The sequence below is a fragment of the Halovenus amylolytica genome (genome assembly GCA_004015825.1).
In the GTDB taxonomy this organism is placed as follows: Archaea; Halobacteriota; Halobacteria; order Halobacteriales; family Haloarculaceae; genus Halovenus; species Halovenus amylolytica.
Window position 1 is genome coordinate 83,061 of record SAYS01000010.1, and the last position, 24,821, is coordinate 107,881.

The 24,821-nt window shown below is 60.7% G+C and carries 27 protein-coding genes; 17 read left to right on the top strand and 10 right to left on the bottom strand.

Annotated features, from left to right (window positions below):
• Positions 1–50 precede the first annotated feature (50 nt).
• Together EOW68_RS10290 and EOW68_RS10295 are read left to right on the top strand one after the other, a co-directional pair.
• Positions 51–1,163: a PAS domain-containing protein gene (locus tag EOW68_RS10290; protein ID WP_128225070.1), complete on the top strand. Its 1,113-nt coding sequence runs from the start codon at positions 51–53 to the stop codon at positions 1,161–1,163.
• Positions 1,164–1,211: 48 nt separating this feature from the next.
• On the top strand, positions 1,212–1,535 hold the full coding sequence (locus tag EOW68_RS10295; protein WP_128225071.1) for a DUF5789 family protein: 324 nt from the start codon (positions 1,212–1,214) through the stop codon (positions 1,533–1,535).
• Here the strand turns inward: EOW68_RS10295 and aglJ are convergent.
• The gene (gene aglJ / locus EOW68_RS10300; protein WP_128225072.1) at positions 1,532–2,569 is read right to left on the bottom strand and encodes an S-layer glycoprotein N-glycosyltransferase AglJ; all 1,038 of its coding nucleotides are present in this window, start codon (positions 2,567–2,569) and stop codon (positions 1,532–1,534) included. The genes EOW68_RS10295 and aglJ overlap by 4 nt on opposite strands.
• A gap of 122 nt (positions 2,570–2,691) precedes the next feature.
• Between aglJ and EOW68_RS10305 the strand changes: the two genes are divergently transcribed.
• Positions 2,692–3,510 (top strand): aldo/keto reductase, encoded by an 819-nt coding sequence (locus tag EOW68_RS10305; RefSeq protein WP_128225073.1) that lies wholly within the window; start codon positions 2,692–2,694, stop codon positions 3,508–3,510.
• 320 nt (positions 3,511–3,830) lie between these two features.
• Here EOW68_RS10305 and EOW68_RS10310 read toward each other — a convergent pair whose 3' ends face one another.
• Both EOW68_RS10310 and EOW68_RS10315 read right to left on the bottom strand, forming a co-directional pair.
• A complete protein-coding gene (locus EOW68_RS10310) occupies positions 3,831–5,225 on the bottom strand; it encodes a hypothetical protein (protein ID WP_431358860.1) in 1,395 nt (464 codons plus the stop codon).
• A complete protein-coding gene (locus tag EOW68_RS10315; protein ID WP_128225074.1) occupies positions 5,222–5,956 on the bottom strand; it encodes an ABC transporter ATP-binding protein in 735 nt (244 codons plus the stop codon). Before EOW68_RS10315 ends, EOW68_RS10310 begins: the two co-directional genes overlap by 4 nt.
• Positions 5,957–6,195: 239 nt before the next feature.
• Here EOW68_RS10315 and EOW68_RS10320 point away from each other — a divergent pair, with 239 nt between their 5' ends.
• The 4 genes from EOW68_RS10320 (at position 6,196) to EOW68_RS10335 (ending at position 8,752) form a co-directional block, all read left to right on the top strand.
• On the top strand, positions 6,196–6,921 hold the full coding sequence (locus EOW68_RS10320) for an ABC transporter ATP-binding protein (RefSeq protein WP_431358861.1): 726 nt from the start codon (positions 6,196–6,198) through the stop codon (positions 6,919–6,921).
• Entirely contained in the window at positions 6,918–8,147 is a 1,230-nt protein-coding gene (locus EOW68_RS10325; RefSeq protein ID WP_128225076.1) for an ABC transporter permease, read from the top strand. Before EOW68_RS10320 ends, EOW68_RS10325 begins: the two co-directional genes overlap by 4 nt.
• Before the next feature lie 80 nt (positions 8,148–8,227).
• Entirely contained in the window at positions 8,228–8,500 is a 273-nt protein-coding gene (locus EOW68_RS10330) for a type II toxin-antitoxin system HicB family antitoxin (protein ID WP_128225077.1), read from the top strand.
• Between the two features lie 6 nt (positions 8,501–8,506).
• A complete protein-coding gene (locus tag EOW68_RS10335) occupies positions 8,507–8,752 on the top strand; it encodes a type II toxin-antitoxin system HicA family toxin (protein ID WP_128225078.1) in 246 nt (81 codons plus the stop codon).
• A 159-nt stretch (positions 8,753–8,911) separates the two neighbouring features.
• On the opposite strand, the gene EOW68_RS10340 is transcribed toward EOW68_RS10335, so the two are convergent.
• On the bottom strand, positions 8,912–9,205 hold the full coding sequence (locus EOW68_RS10340; RefSeq protein WP_128225079.1) for a hypothetical protein: 294 nt from the start codon (positions 9,203–9,205) through the stop codon (positions 8,912–8,914).
• 302 nt (positions 9,206–9,507) lie between these two features.
• On the bottom strand, positions 9,508–11,481 hold the full coding sequence (locus tag EOW68_RS10345; RefSeq protein ID WP_128225080.1) for an aconitate hydratase: 1,974 nt from the start codon (positions 11,479–11,481) through the stop codon (positions 9,508–9,510).
• 124 nt (positions 11,482–11,605) lie between these two features.
• Here EOW68_RS10345 and EOW68_RS10350 point away from each other — a divergent pair, with 124 nt between their 5' ends.
• From EOW68_RS10350 to EOW68_RS10380, 7 genes are all read left to right on the top strand, one after another.
• The gene (locus EOW68_RS10350) at positions 11,606–12,094 is read left to right on the top strand and encodes a deoxyuridine 5'-triphosphate nucleotidohydrolase (protein WP_128225081.1); all 489 of its coding nucleotides are present in this window, start codon (positions 11,606–11,608) and stop codon (positions 12,092–12,094) included.
• Between the two features lie 251 nt (positions 12,095–12,345).
• Complete coding sequence (locus EOW68_RS10355; protein ID WP_128225082.1) at positions 12,346–12,618, top strand: HalOD1 output domain-containing protein; 273 nt, start codon at positions 12,346–12,348, stop codon at positions 12,616–12,618.
• Positions 12,619–12,779: 161 nt separating this feature from the next.
• Complete coding sequence (locus EOW68_RS10360) at positions 12,780–13,646, top strand: M48 family metallopeptidase (protein ID WP_431358862.1); 867 nt, start codon at positions 12,780–12,782, stop codon at positions 13,644–13,646.
• Positions 13,647–13,734: 88 nt separating this feature from the next.
• Complete coding sequence (locus tag EOW68_RS10365; protein WP_128225083.1) at positions 13,735–14,232, top strand: LabA-like NYN domain-containing protein; 498 nt, start codon at positions 13,735–13,737, stop codon at positions 14,230–14,232.
• A gap of 59 nt (positions 14,233–14,291) precedes the next feature.
• Positions 14,292–14,960 (top strand): thiamine phosphate synthase, encoded by a 669-nt coding sequence (thiE, locus tag EOW68_RS10370; protein WP_128225084.1) that lies wholly within the window; start codon positions 14,292–14,294, stop codon positions 14,958–14,960.
• Complete coding sequence (gene thiM / locus EOW68_RS10375) at positions 14,957–15,778, top strand: hydroxyethylthiazole kinase (protein WP_128225085.1); 822 nt, start codon at positions 14,957–14,959, stop codon at positions 15,776–15,778. Before thiE ends, thiM begins: the two co-directional genes overlap by 4 nt.
• Before the next feature lie 86 nt (positions 15,779–15,864).
• Positions 15,865–16,044 (top strand): DUF7987 family protein, encoded by a 180-nt coding sequence (locus EOW68_RS10380; protein WP_128225086.1) that lies wholly within the window; start codon positions 15,865–15,867, stop codon positions 16,042–16,044.
• A gap of 102 nt (positions 16,045–16,146) precedes the next feature.
• On the opposite strand, the gene sod is transcribed toward EOW68_RS10380, so the two are convergent.
• Entirely contained in the window at positions 16,147–16,758 is a 612-nt protein-coding gene (gene sod / locus EOW68_RS10385) for a superoxide dismutase [Mn] (RefSeq protein ID WP_128225087.1), read from the bottom strand.
• Positions 16,759–16,917: 159 nt separating this feature from the next.
• Positions 16,918–18,336 (bottom strand): cryptochrome/photolyase family protein, encoded by a 1,419-nt coding sequence (locus tag EOW68_RS10390; protein ID WP_128225088.1) that lies wholly within the window; start codon positions 18,334–18,336, stop codon positions 16,918–16,920.
• Between the two features lie 116 nt (positions 18,337–18,452).
• Here EOW68_RS10390 and EOW68_RS10395 point away from each other — a divergent pair, with 116 nt between their 5' ends.
• Together EOW68_RS10395 and EOW68_RS10400 are read left to right on the top strand one after the other, a co-directional pair.
• Entirely contained in the window at positions 18,453–19,934 is a 1,482-nt protein-coding gene (locus tag EOW68_RS10395) for a sensor histidine kinase (RefSeq protein WP_128225089.1), read from the top strand.
• A gap of 66 nt (positions 19,935–20,000) precedes the next feature.
• Positions 20,001–20,645: a MogA/MoaB family molybdenum cofactor biosynthesis protein gene (locus EOW68_RS10400; protein WP_431358863.1), complete on the top strand. Its 645-nt coding sequence runs from the start codon at positions 20,001–20,003 to the stop codon at positions 20,643–20,645.
• A gap of 54 nt (positions 20,646–20,699) precedes the next feature.
• Here the strand turns inward: EOW68_RS10400 and EOW68_RS10405 are convergent, their stop codons facing one another.
• The 3 genes from EOW68_RS10405 to EOW68_RS10415 all read right to left on the bottom strand — a co-directional run bounded on the left by EOW68_RS10405 (position 20,700) and on the right by EOW68_RS10415 (position 23,923).
• A complete protein-coding gene (locus tag EOW68_RS10405) occupies positions 20,700–22,223 on the bottom strand; it encodes an AAA family ATPase (RefSeq protein WP_128225091.1) in 1,524 nt (507 codons plus the stop codon).
• Between the two features lie 75 nt (positions 22,224–22,298).
• Entirely contained in the window at positions 22,299–22,991 is a 693-nt protein-coding gene (locus EOW68_RS10410; RefSeq protein WP_128225092.1) for a DUF7530 family protein, read from the bottom strand.
• 41 nt (positions 22,992–23,032) lie between these two features.
• Positions 23,033–23,923, bottom strand: a complete 891-nt coding sequence (locus EOW68_RS10415; protein WP_128225093.1) for an NAD(P)H-binding protein — start codon at positions 23,921–23,923, stop codon at positions 23,033–23,035.
• Positions 23,924–24,011: 88 nt separating this feature from the next.
• Between EOW68_RS10415 and EOW68_RS10420 the strand changes: the two genes are divergently transcribed.
• Positions 24,012–24,665, top strand: a complete 654-nt coding sequence (locus EOW68_RS10420) for a hypothetical protein (RefSeq protein ID WP_128225094.1) — start codon at positions 24,012–24,014, stop codon at positions 24,663–24,665.
• Positions 24,666–24,821 lie beyond the last annotated feature (156 nt).

A 24,821-nucleotide genomic window follows, 5' to 3' on the forward strand; every position in this document is an offset into this window, starting at 1 on the left:
ACCCCCAACACCCAAACCAGCCACCGACGTAGGTAGTCCAACGACTCTCCATGTCGAAATCCGACGAGAACCTGCTAGATGTTATCGCGGTTGCCGAGAATCTCCAGCTCAAAACCAGGGCGATCGAGGAAACACCGTTCGGGATCACGATCGCTGATATGCGGCTGGACGACGCACCGATCATCTACGCGAACGAGGGATTCACACGGGTTACCGGCTACCCCGAAGACGAGGTACTCGACCGGAACTGTCGGTTTCTCCAGGGGGAGGGGACGAGCGACGAGTCTGTCGAGCGGATGCGCGAGGCGATCGAGGGCGGCGACTCCGTCCAGGTCGCCCTTCAGAACTACCGGAAAGACGGGAGCATGTTCTGGAACGAGGTGACACTCTCGCCGCTGGAAAACGAACACGGGGAGACAACGCACTATCTCGGTTTCCAGCAGGATGTGAGTCAGCGCAAGGAGTACGAACAGCAACTGGAACAGCAACGCGACAATCTGGCCGTCCTCAACGAGATGGTCCGCCACGATATCCGCAACGAACTGCAGGTCGCGCTGGCGTCGATGGAAGTGATCAAAGCCCGTGGAAGTATCGGCTGCACCGAACAGGTCGAGACCGCCCTGGGGAGCATCCATCAGGCGATCGATCTCACGAATACGGCCCGGGAGGTCGCGGACGTGATGCTCGATACCGGGGTCGACTACGCGCCCGTCGAGGTCGCGTTCGTGATCGAGCGGGAACTCGGCGACTGCCGATCCTCGTACCCGGACGCCGATCTCTCCATCCTGGGGGTACTGCCCAAGGTCCGGGTACGGGCCAACGAACTGCTCGCATCGGTATTCCGGAACCTGCTGACCAACGCCATCCAGCACAACGACGCCGAGACGCCACGGGTCGTCGTGGCCGGCAGACTCGACGACGGCGACGTGGTGATCACTGTCACAGACAACGGCTCCGGGCTCTCGGACAGCCAACGAAACCGACTCTTCGAGAGAGGATGGAGCGGCGACGCGTCAGGTGGGACGGGGATCGGACTCTACATCGCTGATCAAATCGTCGAGAACTACGGTGGGACGCTCTCGCTTGCCGACGAATCGACACCGATACCCGAGATTGATCTCGGTGGGGCGACCTTCGTCGTTCGACTTCCGGCCGTCGAGTAATCGGGAGAACAACAGTATTTAATCCGCTCGATACCATTCTGCCACGTAATGGGAGTTCGGCCTCCATCGAACGGGACTGGTACCGAACCGGATGCCATCGAGTTCGGGATCGCAGCGCTCGATGCACGACTAGACGAGCGAAACGTCTCGTTTCCCGTTTCTGCGGCGGATCTCGACGCTGCACACGGTGATCTCAGCGTCGCTGTCGATGCGTCGGGGACCGAGATCACGCTCTCCGACGCGCTGGCTGCCTGCGATCAGCACTCTTTCGATTCCCAGCAGGACCTGCTCAACGCCTTGCATCCAGTCTTCGAGGCAAAACGAGAGTCGAGCGGTATTCTGGATCGACTTCGCTCGCTGGTTCCCTTCTAGTGGTTCCGGCTCTGTACGTTCGGCTCCTCTGTCCTGGTGTCGGGACCCTCGCCTGCGACCGTCTCTGCTGGCGGAGATGACCCTTCTTCGGCCGCGGTAGTGGTTTCGAGTTCGTCGAGTTTCTGCTCGATCCGTTCGATCTGCTGGCGTTGCTGGCGGTTCGTCGTCACGATCAGATCAGAGAGCACGCCGAACATGATCAACTGCAGGCCGAAAAGCAGCGTCACACCCGAACCGAGCGCGATTATCTCGTGGGGAACGCCGGCGACGAAGTACCTGAACAGGACGAACGTGCCGAGGAAGAGCCCGACCAGGATACTGAGGACCCCAAAACTACCGAAGTAGAAGATCGGGTTGTTCATCTTCGCCATCTGGTACAGCGTCACCAGGATGTGGCCACCGTCGCGGACCGGACGGAGATTCGTCTCGGAGCCCTCGGGCCGTGGTTCGTACGTTATCGGGACCACAGTCGTCTGGACGTTGTGCCGGACACACTCGACGGCGAGTTCGGTCTCGATCCCGAACCCGTCGGCGGACAGCGAGAGCCGTTCGAACGACTCGCGAGTGAACGCCCGGTAGCCGCTCAGAATATCTTTCAGGTTCCGGCCGTGGATATAACGAAAGGCACTGTTTATGATCCCGTTTCCGATCCTGTTGAGCCGCGTCATCGCGCCGGGTTGCATGTCGGCGAATCGGTTGCCGACGACGTGTTCGGCCTCCCCGGCGAACAGCGGTTCGACCATTCGATCCGCCTGCTCGGGGTGGTAGGTCGCGTCGCCGTCGATCATCAACACGTAGGGCTGTTCGATCAGCCCGACTGCCTCCCGCACTGCCTGCCCTTTGCCGCTCCCACTCTGCTCGACGACGCGTGCGCCGGCATCGGCGGCGATCTCCTGGGTGCCGTCGCCGGAGCCCCCGTCGATGACCAGAATCTGCTCGTATCCAACGTCGCGAAACCCTTCGATAACTCCGCCGACAGCTGCAGCCTCGTTGTAGGTGGGAATGAGGATGCACACGTCGTCACGCTGGATCATTGTCTCACCCTACGTCGCTTGCCTAAAAAACGTATGTGGTTGTCGACGCAGGTGAGACCGTGTTTGTTGGTCCAGCAGCTTCTCAAGACCTATCTGGGTCCGGACCGAACGACGAGTCAGTCATGGAATACGTCACGCAAGCGGGCGCCGAGGTACCAGTGGTCGGACTCGGAACCTGGCAGATGGACCAGCAGGTGGCCTACGAGAGCGTTTCGACGGCTCTCGACCTGGGCTACCGTCACATCGATACGGCCCAGCTCTACGAAAACGAGGGGGGTGTCGGGAGTGCGATCGAGGACAATGACGTCGACCGCGAGGAGATTTTCCTGACGACGAAAGTCGACCCGACCCACAGATCGGTTACGGAGATCGTCGGCTCCGCCCGTGAGAGCTGTGACCGACTCGGTGTCGATCAGGTCGATCTCCTCCTGATCCACTGGCCACACCCGCTCGCAGATCTCGACGACGTGATCGAAGGACTCAACGAAGCAGTAGATGCAAGGCTGACACGACACATCGGCGTGAGTAACTTCAGCGTGGACCGACTCGACCGTGCGCGCAGTCTCTCCGAGGCTCCGATTCTGACGAACCAGGTCCTCTTCCATCCCTGGTGGCCACAACGTGATCTTCTCCGGTACTGCCAGCGACACGACGTCGTCCTGACCGGCTACAGCCCGCTGGCCAACGGCGGCGCAATCGACGACGAACGGCTCGCAGAGATCGGGAGACCGTACGGGAAATCCGGCCCGCAGACGGCGATTCGCTGGGCGACACAACACGAGAACGTTATGACGATCCCGATGTCCACCTCCCGCGAGCATCTCGCCGACAACATCGACATCTTCGATTTCAAACTCACACGGGCCGAACACGACCGGATCACTCGCCCCTCGTATCTCAAAACTGGGGTCGCGATGGTCCGCGGACAGCTGCACGAGTAGGGCTGTCTCTGCGCTCGAAACGTCGAACGCCGATCCTTATATATCCTATATTATCTAATACTCTTCGAGATAGTTAGATATACGTTCAGGAAAACGCATAAATACTATCGGAACTTCGGAACAGATGCGGAAAACAAAACACGAAACGCGGACCACGATCGACGATTTCCAGATCGTCACTGTATCGTCAGCAAACCACCTGTCAACCAGAAATCCCCCCACCTGTTCTGGTGTGGCCAACGTACCACCTCTGCACTGGGGCACGGCTGGGCTCGCCAAGGGCCTACGTGCCCCGTTCTCCACTTTCCACGATCTTTCGATCAGTCGTCTCTGAGGCGTGTCTGCCAGCGACTGCCGGTTCGACTGACGAGTACCACGCCCACGGCGGCGGCGACAGCCGACAGCCCAACTGCGATCCCAGTCGATTGTTGCGGTGCAGTGCCGTAGGCGAGTGCGGCGACAAGCAGTGGCACACCGAGTGTAGCGAGTCCGGCTCCGTACACCGCAAACCGCGGTGTGTCGAACAGCAACTCGTTGGGTGAGAGTCCGGTGAGATATGCTGTCAGTCCGAAGACGTACAGCGAGACCAGCGGGAAGACGAGGAGTCCGATCAGCAGTTCACCGGCGGGATACCAGAGTGCAGCGACCCCGAGATAGCCGGTCCCGACCGGCATCGCCAGCACGAGAAAAGCCCGGAGCTTTCCGCGATACACGGCCTCAAGCTCCGCAGGAAAGCGGAGATACTCTCGCGGGCTATCGACCTGTGTCACCCAGTTGTACGTCGTGAAGGTACCGAGCCCGAGCAGGGTTCCGAAGGCGATTCCGGCGGAGGGATCGAGTGCCGTCGCAGCGGTAACTCTGTCGAGCAACAGCGCCCCGACAGCGAAGAGAACGCCCAGCGAAAAGGCGACCTTCCAGATAGAGCCACTGGAGCGACTCACTTCGAGGAGCGTCCGTGCGGCGTAGCTATCACCGAGACGGCGTAACTGCCGGTATCGGTCGGCATCCGCCCGCCGGAGGCTGCTGTTCGTCGTCGGTTCGAAGAGGAAGGGGCCGGCAACGAGTACCGAGACGAGCACTGCGGCACTCAGCACGGCCGTCTGTGCCGTCGGGTCTGCGTACAGCGCGTAGGGAGTCACGGCGATTGCCAGCTCCGGTTCGAGAACGATCCCGGCGACGATAGCTGTGACAGCTGCCAGCAGTGCCAGCCTGTTCCGTGTCCCGATCCCCGCGGCCGTAAGACTGGCACCCGTGCCGAGCGCGAAGGTGGCTGCGATGGCGAGCCAGAGCAGCGCAATCTGGCTGACAGCGAACTCGCCGCCGATCACCAGCGGGAGAAAGCCGACGACGATCGGTGTGAGAAAAAAGACGGCGTAGTAGAGGATATCTTTCAGGATGAACACGCCGAGCAGATACCGCCGCGAGACCGGCAGTGTTCGGGCCGAAAAGACGAGCAGCGTCACGTCGCCGAGGACGTCCCGCATCGCATCCCGACCGATCAACCCGAGCGTGCCGACCTGGAGCCCGAAAAAGAAGACGAGCCCGAAGACGCCGGCGACGATCGTCGCCAGCGGACTGCCGGTCAGATCGAGCAGCCAGATCCCGCCGGCGGCGATGGCGGTCACGAACAGCGGAAAGAGCAGAAACCGGCTCCGACCGAACAGCTCCGTGTGCAGGCGGTACTCCTCGACGAGCATCCGCCGGAGGGTGTTCACTGCCCGGACACCTCCACGGCTCGTTTCTCGGCGGTGCCGACCGACTCCTCGAAGGTGGCCAGCAGTCCATCCTCCAGGTTCGCCGGGTCGCGCTCGGCGACGAGTTCACCGCTGGCGATGATCCCAATTTTCGTACAGAGCTGTTCGGCAACCTCGACGAAGTGTGTCGACAGAAAGAGAGTGTTTCCCGCCCCGCAGTACTCGACGAGCTGGTCTTTGACTTCGGCCTGCATCAGGGGATCGAGATTCACCAGCGGCTCGTCGATGAACGCGAGTTCGGGTTCGTGGATGAACACCTGTGCGAGCATCACACGCTGGCGTTCTCCTTCGGAGAGATCTGCAGAGAGGGTATCGAGGATCCCCCGAAATTCGAACCGCTCGGCCCACCGGTCGATCCGTTCGTCGATACTCCCGATCCCGCGGATCTCCCCGACGAATTCGAGATACTCCCGCGGTGTGAGGAAACTCGGGGGATCCTCTCGCTCCGGGAGGATCCCGATCTCGCGCCGGACGTCGATCGGGTCGGCGACGGGGTCGATTCCGAGGACAGCAGCCGAACCGCTGGTCGGTGTTCGCTGTCCGGTCAGGATCTCGATCGTCGTCGTCTTGCCCGACCCGTTGGGACCGAGCAACCCGTACAGTTCGCCACGTTCGACGCTGAGATTCAGGCTTTCGAGTGCGACCACGTCACCGTACTCCTTCCCGAGATCCGAGGTCTCGACTGCTGGCATTACCTACACGTTGATCTCTCGTGTTTTATAGCTCGCTCCCCAGTTTTGCGAGGTGATAACGCCGGCGTGTTCTGTATAGCTAGCGTCTCTTTCTGTCTCGTCTGCATAGCTAGCATTCAAACAGATGGGCGGGAAACTCGTCCATCTGTACAAGAGATGACGAACCGCCATCGTCTCCGAGACGGTATCGAATCGCAGACGACGCCACCCGGCCACAGATGCGACACGAGGTGGTCTGGATGGCAGTAACCGAGACGAGCCAGCAGTCTCCCAGTGCGACCACTGTGGAACTGCAGGATGTGCGTCGGACCTACCACCTCGGCGAGCCGGTCCACGCGCTCGATGGTGTCTCGATCTCCCTGCCGGCTGGCTCCTTTACCGCGGTGATGGGGCCGAGTGGCTCCGGCAAGAGTACGCTCATGAATATGGTCGGCTGTCTGGATACACCCGACGAGGGTGACGTCACGGTGGCTGGCCAGGACGTGACGGTACTCTCCGGTAACGAGCGGGCGAAACTGCGAGGGACGGAGCTGGGATTCATCTTCCAGCAGTTCAACCTGATGCCCCGGCTGACGGCCGCGGAGAACGTCACGATGCCGCTGGTCTTTCACAACGATCTCGACGACGGACGACGCCAGCGTGCGGAGACGTTGCTGGAGCGTGTCGGACTCGGTGACCGACTCGATCACACTCCGCCGGAACTGTCGGGTGGGCAACGCCAGCGAGTCGCCATCGCACGCGCGCTCGTCAACGAGCCATCACTGGTGCTCGCCGACGAGCCCACGGGGAACCTCGACACCGACACGGGTGCGGAGATCATGGAGCTCTTCGAGCAGTTACACGAGGCCGGGCGAACGATTCTGATGGTCACCCACGAGCGTCACATCGCCGAACACGCCGACCGGATCATCCACCTCGTCGACGGGCAGATCGAGGAAATCGAGCAGGTCGGGGGTGAACGATGAAGCTCACGGAGAGTTTCAGGATCAGCTGGCGGGCGATCACCGGCCACAAACTCCGATCCTCGCTGACGACGCTCGGGATCATCATCGGCGTCGGCGCAGTGATCGTCTTCATGGTACTGGGTGGCGCGTTCGAGGCGAACATCGCCCAGGATATTCGGGAGGGCAACGACGAGCCCGGGATGTGGGTCAACACCCAGCAGGAAAGCAGCGGCTTCGGCGGCAGCCAGATCCTGACCAACCCGATCTACACCGAGTCCGACGTCGCAGCCCTCGAATCGATCGACGGTGTCGACTTCGTCGCTCCCGAAGCAAACAAACGGGCGATCCAGCTACGCCACGGGGATCAGCAACAGACCGGTCAGTTCAATATTCAGGCGACCGACCCCCAGCGACTCGACGGTGATCTCTCCGCGGGTGAACTGTTCGAGGCCGACGACGAGATCGTCCTCCCTGCCGACGCAGCCGATATCGTCGACGGCGGCCTCGCGGTCGGTGACGAGGTCCAGATCAACTACGACGGCGGTCCCACGAAAACGTTCACCGTCGTCGGAATCGTCGAGGAGTCGCCCGGTGGTGGAAACAACCGCATCCCGACTGCGGGCTACATCTCACTCGACAACTACGGGACGACAGTCGAGACACCTGACGGCGACACGGAGAAAGCCTACGCCTCGATGATCGTCGCCGCCGAGAGCACAGACACCCTCGACGAGACCCAGGCGGCGGTCCTCGATTATCTCAAGACGGACTCTGACGCCGCACAGCTCAAGGGCGACGATCAGGTCATCAAAGCCCAGACTGTCGACGACGCGGTCGACCAGATCGGCGACATCATCGACCAGTTCACGTTCCTGATCGGCGGAATCGCGGCCATCTCCCTCGTCGTCGGTTCGATCGGCATCGCCAACATCATGATCGTCAGCGTCACCGAGCGGACCCGGGAGATCGGGATCATGAAAGCGATCGGCGCCCGCAAGCGCGACATCATCCAGCTGTTCATCGTCGAGGCGCTCATCCTCGGGGTGATCGGTGCGATCATCGGCGTGGCCGTCGGCCTCGGGATCGGCTATCTCGGGGCCACGGGGATCGGCTGGCCGATGGTCTACCCGGTCGACTGGATCGCCATCGCCGTCGTTATCGGGATGACCGTCGGTGTGCTCTCCGGACTGTACCCTGCCTGGCGCGGAGCCAGAGTCGATCCCATCGAGGCGTTGCGGCACGAATAAAAATGGTCTCGCACTGTTAGCGATCAGAATATACTGGGTCGGCCGAAGGCTTATTTCAGAGAGTATCCAAATTCTACTACATGACGAGCAGGACTGACGATGGTGAAAAAGGAGGCCCAGAGGGTGTCGAGTTCGTCGAAGAAGACGATGGCACGATCACCGCTCGGGATCTGGAAACGGGACTCGCGCGAGGTGGAGACAGTCGTGCCGAGGCCCTTGCCCAGCTTGCGGAGGTACTCGAACTTCACGAAGGCGGCGGTGAATCCATCGAGAATCCCAACGAGTTCCTCCGTGACGAACTCGGTATCAACTCTCCCGAAGAGGAGAAATCGCTTCCCGACTTCCTACAGTAGCTGTCGATGGTTCGAACGACATTTTCCGGTCGAGAGATTATCTCCGTTCTTAGAGAGTTCGGCTACCGGCCTGTCTCACGAACCGGGAGTCACGTTCGGCTCAGATACGAACACCCCGAAACAGGCGAAATACGGAACGTCGACGTGCCGATGCACAAGGAAGTGAAAATCGGGACTCTCCGCTCGATCGCCGACCAGTGTGGTGCAGCGGATTTCGAGGCGTGGTGCCAGTGGATCGACGAGCACAGTTGATCAAGACGTCGTATATCGTGTCATAGAAGCAGTCACAGCCAAGCTACTGCGATGCGGCTTGGGTGGCGAACTGTCGGTTAGGTTATGATTACGAAAAGCAGTGGAAGATACAGAGCGTAGATTCAGCACGACGGGAGTGATCGAACTACATCTGTTTGATCATGCTGTTTCCATGTCTTGGGGCTCTTGGAGGGGTTCGACACGAAACACGTAATCCGCGTAACTGCTATCAAGATTCGTGGGACTCTCTTCGTCGGTATGCTCTTGACAGAGAACGGCCTCTGCTTCAACGGCGCCATGCCCGGTTTCTTCCTGATATCGCTCGAGGACGACAAACGTCGCCCTCTTGGTGCAGCCGCGACGGTGGCACTCCGGAAGCGAGTCCGGAACTTCGTCTCCACGTCGGTTCTCGTCGTCTGCTTGCTTTTTTCGTCCATTTTTCGTGTCTGCCATCCCTACGTAATAGCGAAGCAAGCGCAATAATGCTGTGGTCGTTCGGAATCTTGGTGATGCATTCGCGCCTTCTATCTTGCAAACGAGTCTTGACAAGGATTGAACAGACAGATCGTTAGAAACATTTCTATGATGCACTCGGTTGATAACGGGCCGCACGTGTGAACTGATCCCGAGCATCCGCGCGAACGCAGTGAGCGCGGTTCACTGAACGCGAGCGGAGCGAGCGTTCAGCGTTTTTCGCCCGCGTTTTTGCCGTGAGCGGTGCGCGAAGCGCACCCGAACGGGAAAAAGGTGGTGGCCTAGTCGTCAGCAGGCGCGCCGGTGCCTTCGTCCTCGTACTGCTGTTTGACGTGGGAGAGTTTCCCGCCGTCGACGAGGATCTGGCGTTCGCGCTCGGAGGCTTCGAGGATACCCGTCGCTTCCCAGTCGTCGTTGACGCGGATCGTGAACTCCTCCTGGCCGGAGGTCACCGCATCGGCAACGTCGTCGACGATCTCGATGTTGTCGCCCTGGTCGATCTTCTCGTAGGTGTCTTCGTCGATCTCCAGCGGCAGGAGGCCGAAATTGAAGAGGTTCGCGCGGTGGATCCGGGCGAAACTCTGTGCGAGGACGCCCTCGATGCCGAGATACATCGGGCAGAGTGCCGCGTGCTCACGCGAGGAACCCTGACCGTAGTTCTCGCCGGCGACGAGGAAGCCGCCGTCGCTGTCGAGTGAACGCTGTGCGAAGGTGTCGTCGACCCGCGACAGCGTGAACTCACTGAGTTTCGGGATGTTCGACCGGTACATCAGGATGTCCTGCGTCGCAGGGATGATGTGGTCGGTCGTGATGTTGTCGGTCATCTTCAACAGCGTCTCGCCTTCGAGGTGGGCGTCCAGCGGCTCTTTCAGCGGCACGTCGCCGATGTTCGGCCCCTTGATGAGACCGTCGTCGACGGCCTCGTCGGGCTCGATGATGTCGCTTTCGGCACCCTCGTAGGTGTCCGGGAGTTCGAGGCCGGGGTCCTGGAGATCGCCGAGTTCGTCGGCGAGATCTCGCGGATCGACAATTTCCCCTTTGAGTGCGGCCGCGGCGGCGACCTCCGGCGAACAGAGGTAGACGTTGTCGTCCTCGATTCCCGACCGACCCTCGAAGTTCCGATTGAACGTTCGCAGCGAAACCGAATCGGAGCCCGGCACGTGGCCGATCCCGATACAGGCACCACAGGTGGATTCGGAGAAGTTGACACCGGCGGCCATCAGTTCGGCCGTCCAGCCCTCACGTGCGAGCATCTCGCTTGCCTTCTTCGAACCGGGCGCGACGATCATCTCCGTCGAGAGATCGATCGTGCGGCCTTCGAGCATCTTCGCGGCCGGGAGGATGTCCTCGTAGCCACCGTTCGTACAGGAGCCGATGATGATCTGGTCGACGTCGGCACCGGCAGCCTCACTGACTGGCACGACGTTGTCGGGCATCGACGGCTGTGCGATGAGCGGCTCGAGCTCCGAGAGATCGACCACGATCTCGTCGTGGTACTCGGCGTCGTCGTCGGGCTGGAGTTCCTCGTAGACCTCCTCGCGGCCGACGCGTTCGAGATAATCTTTCGTCTGCTCGTCGGTCGGGAAGATACTGGAGGTCGCACCCAGCTCGGTCCCCATGTTGGTGATCGTCATCCGCTCGGGGGCGGTGAGCGATTCGACGCCCGGCCCCGTGTATTCGAAGATCTTGCCGACGCCGCCCTTGACCGAGAGTCGGCGCAGCATCTCGAGAATGATATCTTTCGCAGTCGCCCACTCCGGCAGCTCGCCTTCGAGGCGGACGTTGACGACTTCCGGCATCTCGATGTAGTAGGAGCCCCCACCCATCGCGACGGCGACGTCGAGCCCGCCCGAACCGATCGCGAGCTGGCCGAGTCCGCCGGGCGTTGGCGTGTGTGAGTCAGAACCGAGCAGCGTCTTGCCCGGCGCAGCGAAGTTCTCTCTGTGCACGTTGTGGCAGATGCCGTTGCCGGGTCGCGAGAAGTAGGCACCGAACGTGCCGGCCGCAGATCGCAGGAAACGGTGGTCGTCCGTATTCTTGAAGTCAAACTGGTAGGTCTGGTGGTCGCAGTACTGTGCGGCAAGTTCTGTCTGGACCTCGTCGAGGCCGAGCGCCTCGAACTGGAGCCACACCAGCGTTCCGGTCGTGTCCTGTGTCAGGACCTGATCGATCTCGATACCGATCTCCTCTCCGGGTTCAAGTTCGCCCTCGGTGAGGTGATCGTCGAGGATCTTTTCGGTAAGAGTCTGTCCCATAGCGTGTGAATATCGAATATCCTAACCCATAAATCATGTTATTGCCGCGTATTTGGCCCTGATCGCTGAGTGAATACGTGTCGAACCAGTACTGTTTTAGATCTGCTCGCCTTCACCCAGTCGTATGTTCAAAAGCGGAGCGTTCGTCGCCGAACAGCTCGATGGGCTACGGGAGAGTCAGATCCAGCCCAACGGGGTCGATCTCACGCTCGGTGCTGTCTTCGAGCAGACGGACGCAGGTCGGATCGAACGCGGCGACAAAACGGTCGGCGAGCGCCGCGAACTCGAGCCGACCGAAGCGCCCTGGGCTCACGACGACAGTGCGGGCGCGTACACGCTCGCCGAGGGTGGCTATATCGTCCGGTACGGCGAGCGAATCCGGATCCCCGAGGATCATATCGGCTTTCTCTACCCCCGGTCGTCGCTGTTGCGTAACTCCTGTATGCTCGATACTGCCGTCTGGGATGCCGGCTACGAGGGACGTGGCGAGGGGCTGCTCGAAGTTCACCACGAACTCACGGTCGAAGCGGGTGCCCGGATCGCACAGCTCGTCCTCGCTGAAGCCGATCATGTCGGCGCGTACGATGGCTCGTATCAACGCGAGAATCTGTAATTTCAATCGGCACACATCTTGTCACAGCGTATATAAAGTGCATGACGGATAATGCAACACTGATATATGGATTCCACTGCAATCAAAATTGCCGAGTTGGGGGAGCGTAACCCGGACCGTGCCTCTGACAATCCTGACCGATCGTTTCCTTCCTCCAACCGGCTTTTCACACCACTCTAGCCACAGCCAGGTTATTTCGCGTTCTGAAACTACGCGGACAGTCTTTATATGGGTCTATCGTATCTGCAGGTATGAGCTCGGACAAGGGCGGGCTATACATCATGCGGGACGACGACGACGATGAACAGTGGATTCGGCCCACACCGGCCGGGGCAGCGATCGTCGATGCAGTGCTCACCCAGACCGATCTATCCGAAGATGAGCTTTCGAACATTCACTCCTATGTCGACCGAGACGAGCTACGTACCGTGCTCGAAGACGAAACGGCGGATCCGCTGACGTTCGCTGTCGAGGGGCACGATGTGACAGTCGCCCACGGCGGGGAGATCACCGTCGAAAACTAGCCATTTTCGGTTCATACTGGTGGCTATACATTCGTGCACATATTCGACCGCGCGGGGGCGAAATTCTTCAGTTTTGTATAGCCACCAGCGTCAGTCCGCCTGTTTCTTACCGGTAGTCAGGAACGTTCACTTTTTTAGTTTCGATTACCTATGTATAGTTGATGGTCGGACACAACGGACTGAAACTCCGGATGATGGTCGCTGGAAGCATACTGTTCGGCTTCTACGCGGCTATCGCTGGATTGGTACTGTATATGTTTGGAACGGGCACGTCCGTTCTCGCCGTGCTGTTGCTCGGCAGCGTCGGCTTTGTCGGCTTCCAGTACAAGTTTGGCAAGTGGATGGCGCTGCGCAGTGTCGGAGCCGAAGATATGCCCGAACACGCCGAGGGGCGGTACAACTACGGGGAGATCCATCGCTCGACCGAGAAACTCTGTCAGGAGATGGATCTCGACAAACCGCGCCTGATGGTCGCCGACATGGGTGTCCCGAACGCCTTCGCTGTCGGTCGAAAAGGAGCCGGTGTCGTGGTCGTCTCGCGCGAGATCATCGATCTGCTCGACCACGACGAACTCGAAGGTGTGATCGCTCACGAACTCTCCCACATCAACAACCGCGACGTGGTCATCATGGTGCTCGGCCAGTCGATCGCGTCGATGGTCGGGATCATCGTCCAGTGGGGCTACATCCTCGGCGGCGAGCGCAACATCGGCTCGTACATCGTCGGGATGATCCTCGGGACGGTCGCACAGATGGTCGTCATGATCTTCGTGATGGCAATCTCGCGGTACCGGGAGTACGTTGCCGACGAAGATGCTGCCACCTACACCCGCAATCCCGACGCGATGGCTCGCGCACTGGAGAAAATTAGCTCCGGTGCGCAGGGCAAAGAGATGCGTGGTGAGGACACGGTCAACGCTCTCTGTATCTTCGGCACCAGTGGCTCCCTGCTCCAGAAGATCTTCTCGACGCACCCGCCGACCGAGAAACGCATCGAACGACTCCGTTCGCAGTCTGTTGGCTACTGACCGCCAGTAGCTCTCCTCGTTCTTTTTGGCGTCGCTCTGTCGCACCGAGGGTGACAACGCATATCCGGCTGGCTCGCAGAATTTCTGTATGAGCGAAATTCATCCGTCTCAGCGTGTCGCCGTCCTCGCGGATTCACAGAACCTGTATCACACTGCACAGAGTATGTACTCACGGAATATCGACTACTCTGCACTGCTGGAGGAGGCTGTCTCCGACCGCGGGCTTACCCGGGCTATCGCCTACGTCATCAGAGCCGACGCACCGGAAGAGGAATCCTTCTTCGAGGCGCTGGTCGACATCGGCTTCGAGACACAGATCAAGGATATCAAAACGTTCGCCGACGGGAGCAAGAAAGCAGACTGGGACGTCGGGATGGTTCTCGACGCTGTCACACTCGCCAACCACGTGGATACGGTCGTCCTCTGTACCGGTGACGGCGATTTCACCCGCCTCTGTCACCACCTGAAACACGAAGGCGTGCGCGTGGAGGCGTACTGTTTCGAGGAGTCAACTGCGGAAGAACTCATCGAGGCGGTCGACGATTTCAACGATATGAGCAGCGATACGGATCGATTTCTGCTGTAGACTCCGATCGCTCGTTTTCTAATCGGCAGTAGTAAAACCGCGTGGTACCTGGCTGGCGTATGGACCGCGAGTTCGAGACTTACCTCGTAACACAGGAGAATCTCTCGGCGGGACGCAGTACAGAATCGATCGTGACCGACGCACTGGCCGGCGGTGTCGACGCCGTCCAGGTGCGCGAGAAAGACAGGAGTGCAGCGGATCAGCTACGGGTCGCACGCGCGCTCCGTGAGCCGACCGCGGAGGCTGGCGTTGCACTCGTCGTCAACGACCGGGTCGATGTCGCTGTGGCGGCAGCGGCAGACGGCGTGCATCTGGGCCAGGACGACCTCCCGGTCGAGACGGCCCGGCAACAACTCGGCGAGGACGCCATCATCGGACAATCCGTCTCGACAGTCGAGGAGGCGACGGTAGCCGAAGCCGCTGGTGCAGATTATCTCGGTGTTGGCACTATCTACAACACTGACTCCAAAGACGACGCCGGCGCGGCGATCGGTCTCGATGCGGTCGAGGCGATCGCCGACGCTGTCGAGATTCCGCTCGTCGGTATCGGCGGCGTGACACCGGAGCGCGCGCCCGATGTCGCTGCGGCGGGTGCCGACGGTGCAGCCGTCATCACGGCGATCACCCAGGCTGACGATCCGGCGGCAGCGACCCGGGAACTCGCCAGTGCCATCGCTGACGGGAAGCGCCGTCGTGAGGGGGCCGCCGAGATGGAGGGGCAGGCATGACTGTCGACCTCGCAGAGAGCCTCGATGCAGTCGCCGACGGATCGCCACTGGTCAACGCTTTCACGAACTCCGTCACGGTCAACGACGTCGCCCAGGTCATCCTCCACTGGGGCGGACTGCCGGTGATGTCCGAGGACGAACGCGAAGTCGCCGACATGATCGCCGCCGCACAGGCCTGCCTGCTCAACATGGGGACGATCAGCGAGAGCGACGAGGCGACGATGATCGCAGCGGGGGAGGCTGCGAACGAGCAGGGTGTCCCCGTCGTACTCGATCCGGTCGGCGTCGGTGCAACGCCGACCCGGAATCGCGTCGCAGAACGGTTCGCATCGGAGCTGGACGTCGCTGCGATCAAGGGGAACTACGGAGAAGTGACCGCGCTTGCGGGTGAGGATGCCGAGATCCGCGGTGTCGAATCTGTCGGCGAGTACAGCGATATCGCGACGACAGCCGTCGCCTGTGCACAGAAATACGACACCGTCGTCGTCGCCTCTGGCGAGACAGACGTTGTCGCGACTGAAGAGGCCGCCTACGAGATTACGGCCGGCGATCCACAGATGGGGACCGTCGTCGGGACGGGCTGTATGCTCGGTGCCTCCGTCGCTACTTTCGCCGGCGCCATCGAGGATATTGAACAGGCTGCACTCGCGGGAACTGTCGCTTTCGGGCTCGCTGGCGAGGCGGCAGCAGACGGTGCGTTCGGCGACGTTCACGGGCCGGCCAGTTTCAACGTCGCGTTCAAAGACGCAGTTGCGGGCCTTCGGGAGGCCGGGACCGACAGCGCCGACGCTCGGATCGAGCAACTGCTGACGATCTAACTACACACCAACTGGTAGAGACTCTCGGCTGTCCGTTCCGTCTCTGGTACCCCAAGCATCATGTACATCGTATTGCAACGTCCGATATGGTCTCTCGCAAAAACGAGGTCGTCCTCGTCTGTGCGATGATCGGGACAGTACTCGCGTTCCTGGCCGCCGACGGGTTAGACGCACCGCCGGGGATTGCCTCCAGTGTACTGGTTTTCGTCGGAGCGATTCTTCCGATGGTCATCAACAACTATCTCGATGCGAGTTCGGATAGCTGAGATCTCGACAGGACAGCTTCATCGCTATCGAAGATCGGTCGTTTCCGGTTCGAAAAAAATCGGTGTTGTACGCCCTCGGTGCGACGTAACTCTACAGTCCGACTACTCGAAGTGGTCGAGGCACGTCTCGTACTCTTCTGCGGCCTTGTCCCAGTCGACGACCTCGAAGAAGGCGTCGATGAAGGAGCCGCGGTCCGGGCCGTAGTCGTAGTAGTAGGAGTGCTCCCAGACGTCGAGTGCGAGAACCGGGTGTGAGCCCCAGAGTGCGCCCTGGTCGTGTTTGTCGACCGGGACGTTACGGAGCTGTTTGGCGACCGGGTCGTAGACGAGCAGCGCCCAGCCACCGGCGGCTGATGCGGCGGCTTCGAACTCGCCTTTCCAGCCTTCGTAGGAGCCGAAGTCCTCTTCGATGCGGTCGGCCAGCGCGCCCTCCGGTTCGCCGCCGCCGTCGGGATGCATGTTCTCCCAGAACAGCGTGTGGAGATAGTGTCCACAGCCGTTGTGGGTGACGTTGCCCATCGCGCCGGCACTCCCGCCGAACTCACCGCTCTCGCGGTTCTCGGCGAGTGTCTCCTCGGCCGATTCGAGGCCGTTTACGTACCCCTGATGGTGGGTGTCGTGGTGCCACGTAACCACCTGCTCGGAGATATGTGGTTCGAGAGCGTCGTATTCATATGGAAGTTCCGGAAGTTCTGGGTTCGAATGTTCTGGCATTGTATATCCCTCCAGTTCGATATGTCGGCTGGCAACATCAAAAAGGTTCCCGCACCGGTAATCTCTGTTTTCGAGAGCGGACTCATTTTTCGAGTTACGACAACGAGTCTTGGTACTGGTCGTACCACGACTCTCGAGACGTTCTGGTGCAGTTACACGTCATCCGTCGCCGCGTGCTCGTTCGAACATCTCGATTGCTGCCTCCCGGCGCTCGCTGTGATCGACGATCGGTGCAGGGTACTCCGGGGCGTGCATCTGTCGGGCGCCCTCGTCGAGTTCGTGCCAGGAGTGGATCGTCTCCGCTGGCACGCTCTCCAGTTCGGGGACGTACCGTTTGATGTACTCGGCGTCGGGGTCGTACCGCTCGCCCTGGGTCATGGGGTTGAACACCCGGAAGTACGGCTGTGCGTCGGTGCCCGTCGAGGCGGCCCACTGCCAGCCACCGTTGTCGTTGGCGGTGTCGTGATCGACCAGCAGCTCGCGGAACCAGTCGTACCCCTCCCGCCAGTCGATCAGGAGATCTTTCGTCAGGAAGGAGGCGACGATCATCCGGACGCGGTTGTGCATAAACGCCTCGTCACGAAGCTGTCGCATCCCCGCATCGACGATCGGATACCCCGTCTCGCCGTCTTTCCAGGCCTGCAATCCCTCGGGGTCGTCGTTCCACTCGATGGGGCGTTCGTAGGATTTGTAGTTCTCCGTCACGGCATCCGGCCGATCCCAGAGCACCTGCGTGTAGAACTCCCGCCAGGCGAGCTGGTCCTGGAACTCGAAGACTGACTCCCGTTCGCTCTCCGAGTCGGCGTCGGCGTGCGCCCGATCAGTCGCCTGGTAGACCTCCCGGATGCCGATCGTCCCGTATTTGAGATCGGCCGACAGCCGGGAGGTACTCCGATCTGCCGGGTAATCCCTGCGCTCGTCGTAGCTGTAGATATCGCCGGCACAGAACGATTCCAGGCGTTCTCTGGCGTGGTCTGTGCCTGCAGGCGGAATATCTGCGTCGGGCTCGTCGAACCCGAGATCTGACAGCGTCGGCAGTTCGTCGAGGGTGTGCTCGCTCGCGCCGGATTCGACGGCTGCGAGATCGTCGGCGGCTGGCGGGTCGAGTGGCTCCTTCTTTTCGCGGTCGTGCCACTTCTTCGAGAAGTAGGTAAACACCTTGTAGGGGTCGCCGCTGTTCGTCGTGATCGAGCCGGGTTTCTGGTGGACCGCATCGTGGACAGCCCGGCGTTCGATCCCCTCGTCGTCGAGTGCCCGCCTGACGGCAGCGTCGCGTTCTCTGGCCAGTCCGGAGTAATCTGCACACCACGTCACGGTCGAGACGTCGGACTCGTCTGCAATCGCTGGGACCAGCTCGACCGGATTCCCGTGGGCGACCAGCAGGTCCGTTCCCCGGTCTTCGTACTCGGCTTGCAGCGAGTCGAGCGCATCGAGCATGAACGACAGCCGCGGCGGTGCTGCGTGGTCGAGAACCGTCGGATCGAAGACGAACAGCCCGATCGCTTCCCCCTCGGCTGCGGCCGCGAGCCCCCGGTTGTCATCGAGCCGGAGATCACGCCGATGCCAGTGTAGATTCATACTACCGGGTTGGCCCACACGCACTTGAACAGTCGTGTGTCCGGTCGTTTCTCCGGCTTTCTCAGTATTGATAATCCGGGACGAACTGTTTATTAACAGGAAAATAAAGAGTGGATATGGACGAGTCGATTCGTGTCCTCCCGATTCCCACGGCGATCGTCCGGGTCGACCGTTCCGGGGAAATCGCCTTCGCGAACGATCGTGCCCGGTCGATACTCGGCTTCGACGGCGATGGGCCACTGGAGCGTACGTACGACGATCCGGACTGGGAGAGCAGAGATCTGGATGGGGAGCCGATCCCCGACGAGGAGTTACCATTTCGGCGCGTGCTTGCGTCCGGCGAGCCGGTCGACGGCTATCGACACTCGATTCGCTGCGCCGATGGTGTCCGCCGGATCGTCGAGGTCAGCGGCGCACCACTGTTCGACGGTCAGGGCGACGTCGAGGGCGTCGTCTTTGCCCTTTCGGACGCGACACCACGACGACGGCGAGAGACCGCCTTCGAGGCGTTGCACGAGATCGCCACGACGATCCAGCGCGAGCAGACCGTCGAGGCGGTCTGTGAACGCACAGTCACGGCCGCGGCCGACATTCTCCAATTCGATACCTGTTCGATCGTCATCCGCGAGGGCGAGTGGCTCGTCCCGTATGCAGTCTCAGAGAATACGCCACCCGATGGCGTGCAGCGAATGCGAACCGACGAGGGGCTCGCCGGCAAGACCTTCCAGAGTGGTGAGTCGGAGATTGTCGAGCGCGTCCCCGACAACGACGACGTGAACCCTGCCAAGGAATCCTACCGCTCGGGGATCAGCGTTCCAATCGACGAGTACGGGGTCTTCCAGGCGGTGAGCACCACTCCCGAAGCCTTTGCCGACGAAGATATCGAGTTCGCAGAACTCCTCTTGAGTCACACCGAAAACAAGATCGAACAGCTCGAACGCGAGGCGGAGCTCAGGCGACAGAACGAACGTCTCGACGAGTTCGCAGGGATCGTCAGCCACGACCTCTCGAACCCACTGAACGTCGCCCAGCTCCAGCTCGAACTGGTCCGGGAATCTGTCGACGACGAACGCCTCGCTGCGGTTGCGCGAGCACACGACCGCATGGAAACACTCATCGACGCTCTGTTGACACTCGCTCGTAGCAGAAACCCCGTTTCGGAGACGGCCCGGGTCGACCTCGCGGCAGTCGCGACGCAGTCACTGGCAACCCTCGATACTGACTGTGTGGCGCTCTCGACCGAATCAGCTGCGTTCATCGAGGCCGACGAGGATCTGGTCACGATACTGCTCGAAAACTTGCTGAAAAACAGCGCCGAACACGGCTGCGACGGGGCCGGTCAGGAGGATACCACTGTCACCGTTCGGATCGGACTGCTCGACGATGGTTTCTTTTTCGAAGATGACGGGGCCGGTGTTCCAGCAGAGATCCGCGAGGAGATCTTCGATGTGGGCGTTTCGACGGGAGCCGATGGGACGGGAATCGGGCTCAAAATCGTCACGGAGATCGTCGACGCCCACGGCTGGGCGATCGACGTGACAGAGAGTGAAGACGGCGGCGCACGGTTCGAGATCACCGGGGTCTCGATCGACGGCTGAGCCCGATCGCTGGTCGAGGACTGTCAGTCCCGGGGGCCTTTTTACGCTTCACGTCCGATGCACAGTATGGTCGATTTCCAGTCCCGGGACACCACTCGTGGGACCGAGGCTGCGGAGACAGACGAGGAAGAACCGCCCGACGAACCGGCGTCCGCCGACGAGTCTGCGGACTCCCAGTCCGCCACAGCGGAGACTCCCGAGCAGATCGATCTCTCGGAACTCTGCTATGCAATTGTCACTGTCGCCGACGATCGATCGATCGCCGAGGATGCACAGGGTGACGTCGTCCTCGAAGCGATCGAGGAAGATGACGGGACGGTCACGACCCGAGATCTCATCCAGCCCTCGTACGACAGTGTCCAGAGCACTACGACACGGTTGACCGACCGCGACGACGTCGACGTTGTCGTCGTGATCGGTGGAACCGGTATCGAGCCCGACGATGTCACAGTCGAGGCTGTCGAACCGCTGTTTAGCAAACAGCTTCCGGGCTTCGGAGAGCTGTTCAGATTGCTCGCTCACGAGGACAAGGGAACTGCTATCGTCGGCACGCGCACGACTGCTGGCGTCATCGACAACGTCCCGGTCTTTGCCGTTCCCGGCACGATCGACGGTGCGCTACTCGCGACTGACGAAATTATTCTCCCCGAGGCTCAGTCGCTCGTCCGGGACGCGAACGGGCTGGACGGGTCTGATCGACCGGACTGGTGACTACTTGCTTCCCGAGGCGGTTCACTCGGAGCGTTTTCAGTCGTACGTATCGGACTACTTCTCCAGCGCCAGCGAGGCGAGCAACGCTTCGAGTTGAATCCGCTCGTTCGCCCCCGATGTGATGCGGTAGTCCGCCTCGCCGATCCGGTCGAGTACCCGGACTGCAGCCTGGTCTTCGAGTTCGAACTCCCAGACGGAGCGGTGCAACTGATCGATGATATCACCGCCGGCGATCCCCTCGTCGGTCAGCAGGCGGTCGAGCTGTGTGCGCGAGGCAGTAAAGTCCCCGTCGAGTGCCAGCGTCACCATCTCCTCGATGTCCTCCGGGCGAGCAGTGCTCGTGATCTCGAAGACGCTCTCTTCGTCGACGACTCCGCCCGTGACTGCCGCGGCCTGGAGGCCGTTGATCGCAGCGCGCATATCGCCGCCGGCGACGTAGATCAGCGCCTCGATCCCGTCGTCAGTAATCTCGATCCCCTCGTTCTCTGCGACCATCCTGACCTGCCGTTCGATCGCCTCGTCGGGCAGCGGCGAAAACCGGAAGACCGTACACCGCGACTGGATCGGGTCGATGATCTGTGAGGAGTAGTTACAGGAGAGAATAAACCGGACGTTGTTCGAGAACTGCTCCATCGTCCGGCGGAGTGCTGACTGTGCGTCGCTGGTATTGTGGGTCAAAATACCGTTAGCGAGCATGAAGTTGGGGGTCCCCTCCATGCTGATGTTGTACGCCTTTCCGCGATGGCTGTATTCGATGCTGTTTACTTCTGCGGTCTCAACAGTCTGTAATCCTCCATCGGAGACGAGTGCTGGCTCGAATTCCTCCCCTTCGTCTTTGCAGTCCATAGAACAGAACCGACCTGCAGTCCAGGCACCACAGACCTCGCACTGCGAAACGCCGATGTCGTCTTTGAAATCAGCTATCTTGTCCCCTGGCGACAGTTCGCGTAATTCCTTTTCTACGAGCGTTCCGTCCTCATCGACCACAAAAAACGGGTGGCTAAGACTCGCCAGAATTGTCCTCCCGTCCGCTAACTCGACTTCGAAGAAGTCCGCAACGCCCGAATCTACGAGTTTGCCCTTGTCTGATTGTATTTCATTTGTCTCAAAATCGACAGATGGAATCGGTTCACCGTCGGTAGCAACTTCTTCTATCGGTTTCACTTCCGGTGACGACGGATACCCAGCAACGACCTCTGTTCCGGGCGGAACACACAATGCGTCGGCCTCATCGAGGAATATAATCCGGTAGTTCGCGCCGCCGAAGGAGGTGCGTGCGAAACTTTTGATCCGGTCGCGAACCACGTCGATCCCCCGTTCGTCGGAGGCGTTGAGTTCGAGGAAATGTTCCTCCCAGTCCTCGCCGTAGAGTTCGCGTGCAGCAGCTATCGCCGAGGTCGTCTTCCCCACGCCGGCCGGCCCTGCGAACAACATGTTCGGAAGGTCGTTCCGGTCGACGTAGCTCCGGAGTCGGTCGACAATCGCATCCTGTCCAACGATCTCGTCGAACCGTTGTGGCCGGTACTTTTCGAGCCAGATATCCCCGCGACCGGCCGTCGTCTCGTCCGCTTCGCTCATGGCATTCGAGAGGGACGGCCCGCACATAAACTCCCCGAGACCGCTCCGTCACAGCGCAGATCCATCCTTCGATCACTACTGTCGCGAGAGTAGCAGAATCGAGGTTCCAGTGACCAGCACGACCGCTATGACGTGGCCGGCGACGACGACGAACAGGATCGGCTGTCCGACCAGGAAGGGGAGAAAGGCGAGCTGGAGCAGCCCGAAGAGGATCGTATCGATATCCGCCCGCCGGAGCTGTCGCCGTGTCTCGCCGTCGAAGCTGTACCGGACAGACCGCCAGAGTGCGGCGACGCTGGCCCACCAGCCCGCGCCGATCCGATAGCAGACGTCCCAGAGGATGAGCAACATGAGATACACCGCGAGAACCGGTGCGTCGGGGCCGAACAGCGACTCGATCAACGTCGTCTCCGTCTGCTGGGGATCGAAGACGAACAGGTAGGTGATCAGCGCGATGAAGGAAAGCACCGCCAGCACGACCTCGATGTTCGAGCTAAAGAGGAGCCGCCGGTAGGATTCCGGAACGTCCTGTCCGCGGACCAGCGTGCCGATACGCAGCAACTCCGCACTCCCCGCAGTCGCGACGAGGACGGCGACAGTGCCAGCGACCGCCGCTTCCGGAAGGCTGTAGACGAGTGCCAGCGCGAGTACCGCTGCCTCGAACAGTAAGAACTGCAGGAGGAGTGCAACGTATGGGTTGACCTCGATACCCGGCAGTGCGCCGATGATTCCCTCGTAGACCCACGAATCACTGTACTGTGAACTCATCTCGTCAGTACTCCTGTCTGGAACTCATCTGTTGGTTCGTCTCACCGTTCTGATCCGACAGCACGCCTGACCGCCGTATCGAAGGGGATGTCCTCTGCGTCGATGTGTGATCTGATGCTATCATCTGTGACAACGGTCGGATTTTTCAACCCGTCGATCAGTGGTCGGGCAACACGCCAGTCGACGTTCGTGACCAGCCCGACCCAGTACGAGGAGAGTTTCGGGGAGAGCACCGGGACGGTGATCATGGTCGGTGGACGCTGGTCCAGCGCGACGGCCGTCCGCTGCATAATTTCGCCGTAGGTGAGCACGTCCGGGCCACCGATCTCGTAGGTCCCGCCGGCTGTCTCCGGTGCATCGAGGACACCGATCAGATAGGTCACCACGTCGTCGACAGCGATCGGCTGGCACTCCGTGTCGACCCACCGCGGTGTGATCATGACTGGCAGGCGTTTGACGAGCTGGCGAACCATCGCAAAGCTCACACTGCCGTCGCCGATGATGATCGCCGCACGAAGGGTCGTCAGATCGTAGTCTCCCTCACCGAGGATAAACTCGACCTCGCGCCGGGAGCGGAGATGTTTCGAGAGGTGGTCACCTGCTTCACCGAGGCCGCCGAGATAGACCACGCGGTCGACGCCCGCATCGCTCGCGGCCCTGGCGAAGTTCCGGGCTGCCAGCCGGTCACGTTCCTCGAAGTCCTTGCCGGCGTACATCGAGTGGATGAGGTAGTATGCCGCGTCGACGCCTTCGAATGCCGCTTCGAAGCTTCCGCGTTCGAGGATGTCACCCTCGAACAACTCGACAGCCGACGGCCCGTCGTACCGGGTCGTATCGCGGACGAGCGCCCGGACGTCGTGGCCGGCGGCGAGTAACGGCTCTAGCAGGCGGCCGCCGACAAACCCTGTTGCACCCGTGACGAGAACACGCATACTATAGCATAGGACGGGAGCGTCTTAATGGTCACTCTGGCCCCAGTGCGGTAATAAACAGTAAGGCAATCGAGCCTGAATGTCTGATATGGACGATGTGGACCGCCAGGATATGCCTGGTGCGCTGGTCGAGGCGTACCTCCAGCGTGAACGTGGCACGCTGGCGCTGTTAGACGAACTCGAAAAACTGTCCATCGAGGGGGAGTACGACCGGCTCCGCGACCGGATCCGGACCTTTGCCAGGAACAACCAGGAAGTGTTCTACACTGTTGCGCTCGCGTTGACCGGCTCGAAACATTTCTTCGGTGACGTCGAATCACAGCTCGGCGGCGAACCCGCGGACAAACTCCGCGATCTCGCCGAAACGTATCCCAGCCTCTCCGAACCGTTCAGTCTGGTCCGGATGGAAATATCGAACGAACGACACAACCCACTCACGGGGCTCGACGTAACGACAACCTATCACTCCGAGGAGGAGGTCCCACTCGTCGCCTATACTGCGTACTCTGGCGGTGTCGATCTCTTCGAGTACCGCGGCTCACCACAGGAGGTCCTCCAGTCCGCGAGCTATCTCGTCCAGGCGACCAACGACTCACTGGAGGCCGCACTCCGGGAAGACCACTCCGTCAACACTGACGAACTCGGCGAACTCATCGACCGCCGCGAGAAACTCGAATCCGAATTGAATCACCTCCACGATCTCATCGACGAACTCCGCCGGAAACCGGTTGGCGACGGATAAGGTTGCTGACAATCTCCAGCTGAAACCCCCCTTCGTTTCTACTGCGAACCAGGCCACGTCCAGGAAATCGGTTAGACTGTTTTCACTTTCACTCCGGTCTACCCAGGATTAAATAGCCGTACCACGTGAATCTAATTAGACCGAGCTTAACGGTTA

Coding starts and splice junctions, on each gene's coding strand:
- EOW68_RS10290 (WP_128225070.1), top strand. CDS start 51: ATGTCGAAATCCGACGAGAACCTGCTAGATGTTATCGCGGTTGCCGAG.
- EOW68_RS10295 (WP_128225071.1), top strand. CDS start 1,212: ATGGGAGTTCGGCCTCCATCGAACGGGACTGGTACCGAACCGGATGCC.
- aglJ (WP_128225072.1), bottom strand. CDS start 2,569: ATGATCCAGCGTGACGACGTGTGCATCCTCATTCCCACCTACAACGAG.
- EOW68_RS10305 (WP_128225073.1), top strand. CDS start 2,692: ATGGAATACGTCACGCAAGCGGGCGCCGAGGTACCAGTGGTCGGACTC.
- EOW68_RS10315 (WP_128225074.1), bottom strand. CDS start 5,956: ATGCCAGCAGTCGAGACCTCGGATCTCGGGAAGGAGTACGGTGACGTG.
- EOW68_RS10320 (WP_431358861.1), top strand. CDS start 6,196: ATGGCAGTAACCGAGACGAGCCAGCAGTCTCCCAGTGCGACCACTGTG.
- EOW68_RS10325 (WP_128225076.1), top strand. CDS start 6,918: ATGAAGCTCACGGAGAGTTTCAGGATCAGCTGGCGGGCGATCACCGGC.
- EOW68_RS10330 (WP_128225077.1), top strand. CDS start 8,228: ATGACGAGCAGGACTGACGATGGTGAAAAAGGAGGCCCAGAGGGTGTC.
- EOW68_RS10335 (WP_128225078.1), top strand. CDS start 8,507: ATGGTTCGAACGACATTTTCCGGTCGAGAGATTATCTCCGTTCTTAGA.
- EOW68_RS10340 (WP_128225079.1), bottom strand. CDS start 9,205: ATGGCAGACACGAAAAATGGACGAAAAAAGCAAGCAGACGACGAGAAC.
- EOW68_RS10345 (WP_128225080.1), bottom strand. CDS start 11,481: ATGGGACAGACTCTTACCGAAAAGATCCTCGACGATCACCTCACCGAG.
- EOW68_RS10350 (WP_128225081.1), top strand. CDS start 11,606: ATGTTCAAAAGCGGAGCGTTCGTCGCCGAACAGCTCGATGGGCTACGG.
- EOW68_RS10355 (WP_128225082.1), top strand. CDS start 12,346: ATGAGCTCGGACAAGGGCGGGCTATACATCATGCGGGACGACGACGAC.
- EOW68_RS10360 (WP_431358862.1), top strand. CDS start 12,780: ATGGTCGGACACAACGGACTGAAACTCCGGATGATGGTCGCTGGAAGC.
- EOW68_RS10365 (WP_128225083.1), top strand. CDS start 13,735: ATGAGCGAAATTCATCCGTCTCAGCGTGTCGCCGTCCTCGCGGATTCA.
- thiE (WP_128225084.1), top strand. CDS start 14,292: ATGGACCGCGAGTTCGAGACTTACCTCGTAACACAGGAGAATCTCTCG.
- thiM (WP_128225085.1), top strand. CDS start 14,957: ATGACTGTCGACCTCGCAGAGAGCCTCGATGCAGTCGCCGACGGATCG.
- EOW68_RS10380 (WP_128225086.1), top strand. CDS start 15,865: ATGGTCTCTCGCAAAAACGAGGTCGTCCTCGTCTGTGCGATGATCGGG.
- sod (WP_128225087.1), bottom strand. CDS start 16,758: ATGCCAGAACATTCGAACCCAGAACTTCCGGAACTTCCATATGAATAC.
- EOW68_RS10390 (WP_128225088.1), bottom strand. CDS start 18,336: ATGAATCTACACTGGCATCGGCGTGATCTCCGGCTCGATGACAACCGG.
- EOW68_RS10395 (WP_128225089.1), top strand. CDS start 18,453: ATGGACGAGTCGATTCGTGTCCTCCCGATTCCCACGGCGATCGTCCGG.
- EOW68_RS10400 (WP_431358863.1), top strand. CDS start 20,001: ATGGTCGATTTCCAGTCCCGGGACACCACTCGTGGGACCGAGGCTGCG.
- EOW68_RS10405 (WP_128225091.1), bottom strand. CDS start 22,223: ATGAGCGAAGCGGACGAGACGACGGCCGGTCGCGGGGATATCTGGCTC.
- EOW68_RS10410 (WP_128225092.1), bottom strand. CDS start 22,991: ATGAGTTCACAGTACAGTGATTCGTGGGTCTACGAGGGAATCATCGGC.
- EOW68_RS10415 (WP_128225093.1), bottom strand. CDS start 23,923: ATGCGTGTTCTCGTCACGGGTGCAACAGGGTTTGTCGGCGGCCGCCTG.
- EOW68_RS10420 (WP_128225094.1), top strand. CDS start 24,012: ATGGACGATGTGGACCGCCAGGATATGCCTGGTGCGCTGGTCGAGGCG.